At 65.3% G+C, this 4,380-nt stretch carries 5 protein-coding genes; all 5 read right to left on the bottom strand.

The features are described 5' to 3' along the window. Positions 1–6: 6 nt before the first annotated feature. Positions 7–339 carry a hypothetical protein gene (locus ACIPSE_RS39580; protein WP_401672968.1) on the bottom strand — a complete coding sequence of 111 codons (333 nt, stop codon included), beginning with the start codon at positions 337–339 and terminating at the stop codon, positions 7–9. 4 nt (positions 340–343) lie between these two features. Continuing rightward, on the bottom strand, positions 344–859 hold the full coding sequence (locus ACIPSE_RS39575; protein WP_401672966.1) for a YbaB/EbfC family nucleoid-associated protein: 516 nt from the start codon (positions 857–859) through the stop codon (positions 344–346). A 5-nt stretch (positions 860–864) separates the two neighbouring features. After that, positions 865–3,462 carry an AAWKG family protein gene (locus ACIPSE_RS39570; RefSeq protein WP_401672964.1) on the bottom strand — a complete coding sequence of 866 codons (2,598 nt, stop codon included), beginning with the start codon at positions 3,460–3,462 and terminating at the stop codon, positions 865–867. Positions 3,463–3,487: 25 nt separating this feature from the next. Then, on the bottom strand, positions 3,488–3,958 hold the full coding sequence (locus ACIPSE_RS39565; RefSeq protein ID WP_401672961.1) for a type VII secretion system-associated protein: 471 nt from the start codon (positions 3,956–3,958) through the stop codon (positions 3,488–3,490). Between the two features lie 79 nt (positions 3,959–4,037). Beyond that, entirely contained in the window at positions 4,038–4,355 is a 318-nt protein-coding gene (locus ACIPSE_RS39560) for a WXG100 family type VII secretion target (RefSeq protein WP_401672958.1), read from the bottom strand. Positions 4,356–4,380: the final 25 nt, after the last annotated feature.

Raw genomic sequence — 4,380 nt, 5'->3', positions numbered from 1 at the left:
GCGGGGTCAGTGCCTCCCGCTCTTGGAGGCGTCGTCGATGGCCTCGTAGGCGTCGTTCTGGGCACCCTGGATGACATTGCCGTTCATGCTGAGCACCCGGGCCATGGTGTCGCCGGCTTCCATCAGCGCCTCGCCGGTCTCCTCGGTGCCGTGACGTTCCTTCTCGTCGCGCGGGCCGAGTTCCCGTGCCATCGAGTCGTCCCTGCCCACCCAGCCGGCGGTCCTGGTCGCGTCGTCGTGGAACAGCCGCACGCTGTTGCCCACGATGTCCAGGATCTCGGCCTGGATCCTGGCCGCCCGCTGGATGTCTCCGGGGCTCGCGGAGAAGACGTTCCCCATGGTCCTACTCCTCCCCGTCCTCGTGGATCTCGTCCCGCAGCGAGCCACGGCCCTTGCGCACCGCCGACTCCACCGGGTCCTCCAGCACACCCGGGCCGAAGACGTCGGCCCAGTCGACGTCGAAACCCTCCATGTGCGGCATTCCCAGGCGGGGTTGGGTGAAGGGCTGCATCGTGCGCATCACGTGTCGTGACATCGCGTCGCGTGCCTGCGTCACCGCGTCCAGCACGGACGCGGCGAGCTCGGTCGAACTCATGGTGCGGTGCTTGTTGTCGAGGAACCTCACCCCGATCAGCTGACCCTGGGAACCCACGGTGGCCTCCACCGCCCGGTCGCGGGAGCGCACCACGTGGGTCGCCGCGCGCAGTTCCTCCTTGGCCTTGGCCAAGCCGGTGGTCACGGTGTCGAGTTCGGCCAGGGTCTCGGCGAGGCGCCGGCTGAGGGATTCCGTGAAGGGGTTGGCCGCGACGGTCGCGTCGGGCGCGTCGGGCCGCGTATGTGTCGCGCCGTTCTTGTCCATGCCGTTCATCCGAGCACCGCCGGTGTTCCGCCTTCCTCAGTTCCCCACACGTCCTCGTCCTCCTCCACCCAGTTGGTGCGCTGTCGTTCCCCGCTCTCGGTGGACTGGCCGCCCTGTGCGCCGCCCATCGGGGCACCGCCTCCCATGGGGGTGCTGCTGGTCTGGCTGCCGTTCCGGAAGGGCATGGCCTCGTTGTCGATGCTCGGTGCCACCGAGCCGGTCCGGCGCAGCGCGGAGAGGCTGCTCGGGTCGTTCAGCACACTTCGCACACGTTCCCCGTTCGCACCGCCCGCCCCCGCACCCGCACCGCCGGCTCCCGAGCCGAAACCGGGATTGAGAGGTGTGCCGCTGGTGGGCGACGTGGACGTGTTGGCCGCGGCGGTGTCATATGCCCCCACACCTCCGCCCAGCGTACCTCCTGTGAAAGGTGTGCTGTCGTAGTCGAGGTAGTCGGCGTCCGCGTCGAGGTCCGGGTATCCGCCGGCGTCGCCGAGTGCGCCGTTGTTCAGTGGCGAGGTCCCACCGTACGACAGGTTGGTGTCGCCCCCCAGCCCGGAGGTGTCGATCGGGGTGTTCAGCTGGGTCGTGGTGTGAGTGCCGTCCGGGTTGGTGGTCTGCAGGGTGCCGTCGGACGGGTCGAACACCGTCGTGGTGCCGTCGGGGTGGTGTGTGGTGAGGGTGCCGTCCGGGTTCAGCTCGATGCTGCCGCCGTCGGGGGTCGGTATCGAGTCGCCCGGGTTGAGCTGTGTGGTGGTGGTGTGCCCGTCGGGTCCGGTCGTCACCAGCTGGCCGGTGTCCGGGTCGTACACCGTGGTGGTGCCGTCCGGGTAGGTCTGCACCAGGTTCCCGTCGTCGTCGAGACGTGGGTTGCCGGAGAGGAGCGATCCGGCGTTCGGGTTCAGCGGGGACGTGATGCCCGTGCTCGAATTGGTGAGCAGGGAGCCGGGGTTGAGCGGCAGGGTGGTGCCGCTGCTTGTGCCGTCGGAGTTGCCCAGCAGGTCGCCCAGGCCCGTGTTCAGCGGTGACGTCGTGGTGTTCCCGCCGCCGTCGAGGCCCAGCGGGTCCGGGTTGAGGCTCTGCGTGAAGCTGTTGCCCAGGTTGCTGAGACCGTTGTTGAGTCCGTCGCCGAGACTGTCCCCGAGTCCGCTCAGACTGTCGTTGAGCTGCCGTTGGCTGTTGGCGGACTGGGTGAGGTTGTTGTTGAGCCCGTCGAAGAGGCCCTTGTTGTTGTCGTTGGCCGCGGCGAGGTTGTCGTTGAGCTTCTGGAAACCTTCGTTGGTCTTCTTGGTCGCGTCATCGAGAGCCTTCTCGCTGTCCTCCTTGGTCTTCTTCGTCTCTTGCTTCTGGTAATTCTGGGAGAGGCTTGTCTCATGCTTCGTGGTGACCTCTTCCGAAAGAGTCTCGGAGGAGGTGCTCCAGCCTTTTCCGATGTCGGAGAGGGACTTCTTCGCGGCCGGGATGAGATAGCCTTCGACGTTTCTGTTCCAGCGGTCCACGGCCCGCTGACCGACTACCGCCCAGGCTTTGATGTCGTCGAGTGCGCCGAATCCGGGGTTGTCGGTGAACGGGGATACGGTGTCGAAGGTGTAGCTGGTGGTGACACTGAGGTCTTCGTTCGTGTCCGCGGTCTCGTTGTAGTTGTCGTAGGTGTACTCGATGTCGGTGACGACGTGGGGCACGTTGTTCTGCAGGATCCACCGGCTCAGTTCGTCCAGTTCCTCCAGCAGGGCCCGGTACGGGTCGTGCTCTCCGGAATTGGCCCAGTTCAGCCATGCGGACTCCATGACCTTCGCTTCGAAGTGCAGATCCCACTGCGCCTGGAACAGCGTCTCGGAGTAGCTCGTGGTCGGCACATGACCGGCAAGCATGGTGTGGCCCGACTTGAATTCGGCCCCGCCCATCTGATCGACGTAGTTCTCGTAGTTCTTGTGGAGGGTCTGAATGAGATTCCGTACCACGTCGGCCGACTCACCTTTCCAGGCGGCATTGTCACCCCCCATGTCGTCGTTCCACTGAGCCAGGATCTTCGACTGGTCGTTGAAGAACTTGGCCGCCCGGTCGAAGGAAATGGCCGTTCGGTCGAAGGACTCCAGGTCGACGGCGTCGACGTCCGCCACGGTCACGCCCGCATGGGAGAAGTGCGTGGTCTTGTGGTTCTGGACCAGCTCGTTGAAGGCGTACTTCGGTGCGGAGATGTAACGCCACAGGTCGTTGTCGTCCCAGTCCTCACCGTCCTTCCCCTTGGCCGTACCGCCGTCGCGGGTCGCTCCCCCGTCCAGCAGATGACTCTGACCGTCGTCGCCCGTGACCGGCCTGATGAAGGTGATGTCCGCCGTGAAGAGGCGGACGTCGTCCTGACCGTGATGGGTGTAGAAGGCGAGCCGGTAGTCCTCGCCGTGCGAGGCGTGCCAGCCGGCGACGGCGGAGTAGTCCTCCGGCTTGACGGCCCGCCCCTGGTGCTCGACGAGATGCACCCGCATGAGCGGGATGCCGTCCTTGCTCTTCAGCTTGTCGAAGAGGACCTTGCGGCTCGGCATCGGGTAGCCGGTGTACAGACTGACGACCTGCGCCCAGTAGTCGTCGGCATCGGCCTGGCTTGCCATGGGGGAACTCCGCCTCTACGAGGTGTCAGATGTCGGTGCTGCTGCTGGTCGAGGTCGGGCTCAGGTCGTTGTCGACGTCCTCGAAGATGTCGAGGAACTTCTCGGCGTTGATCTCGGCGATGTTGTCGCTCTGGGTGTTGCCCATGAGCTTCAGGGTCTGCCTGAAGTCCCTGTCGATGTCCCTGAAGAGCCGCTCCTGCGCCTCCAGGATCCCGTCGATGGACTTGGCCGACTTGGTGGTCGCCTCGATGAGGTTCTTCCCGTGTGTGAGACCGTCCGAGACCATCGGCCCGAGCGCCAGGAACTGGTTCTGTTGCAGGGTCTCAGGCGTGGTGGTGCCGTCCACCAGGCTCTTGAGGGCCCTTCCCGGCGGTCGGGCGTCCCCTGAATCGGTCTTGTCCTGACGGATGTTCTTCGTCTGCTCCACGAAGTCCTTGAGTTCCGTCTCGATGAACGAGGACAGTGACTTGCCGTCGAGATGCGTCAGTTTTCCCATGAGACCTCCAGAGATGGCGGGGCGGGCGGGCGCGGGCCACGCCCGCCCGCCCCACGGCGGCCGGTGCGGCCGGTACGGGTCAGCCGATGACCTTCACGCCGCTCCACACCTCGTTGAGCTTGCGCTCGGTGTACTGGTAGTTGCCGGACACCTCGGTGAGGAGTTTGGCGTTCTTGACGAGGAGGTTGTTCATCGCCTCCACCGCCGAGTTCCACTGCGACTGCTTGTCCGAGTAGGCGTCCTTGTCGATACCGCTCCAGGTGTCCCTGAGTGCCTGGAGTTCGGCGTCGAGGTCGACGAGCGTCTGGTGGATGGCCTTCGTCTGGGAGACCATGTCGTCGGCCGCGTTCTGCATGTGGTCGTACGAGACGTAGATCTCACCGTCGGTGAAACTCATGATGATGACCCCTTGATGTCTTGGT

This window comes from Streptomyces sp. NPDC090106, from assembly GCF_044747265.1.
In the GTDB taxonomy this organism is placed as follows: Bacteria; Actinomycetota; Actinomycetes; order Streptomycetales; family Streptomycetaceae; genus Streptomyces.
This window is presented reverse-complemented; position numbering and strand designations above follow the sequence as displayed.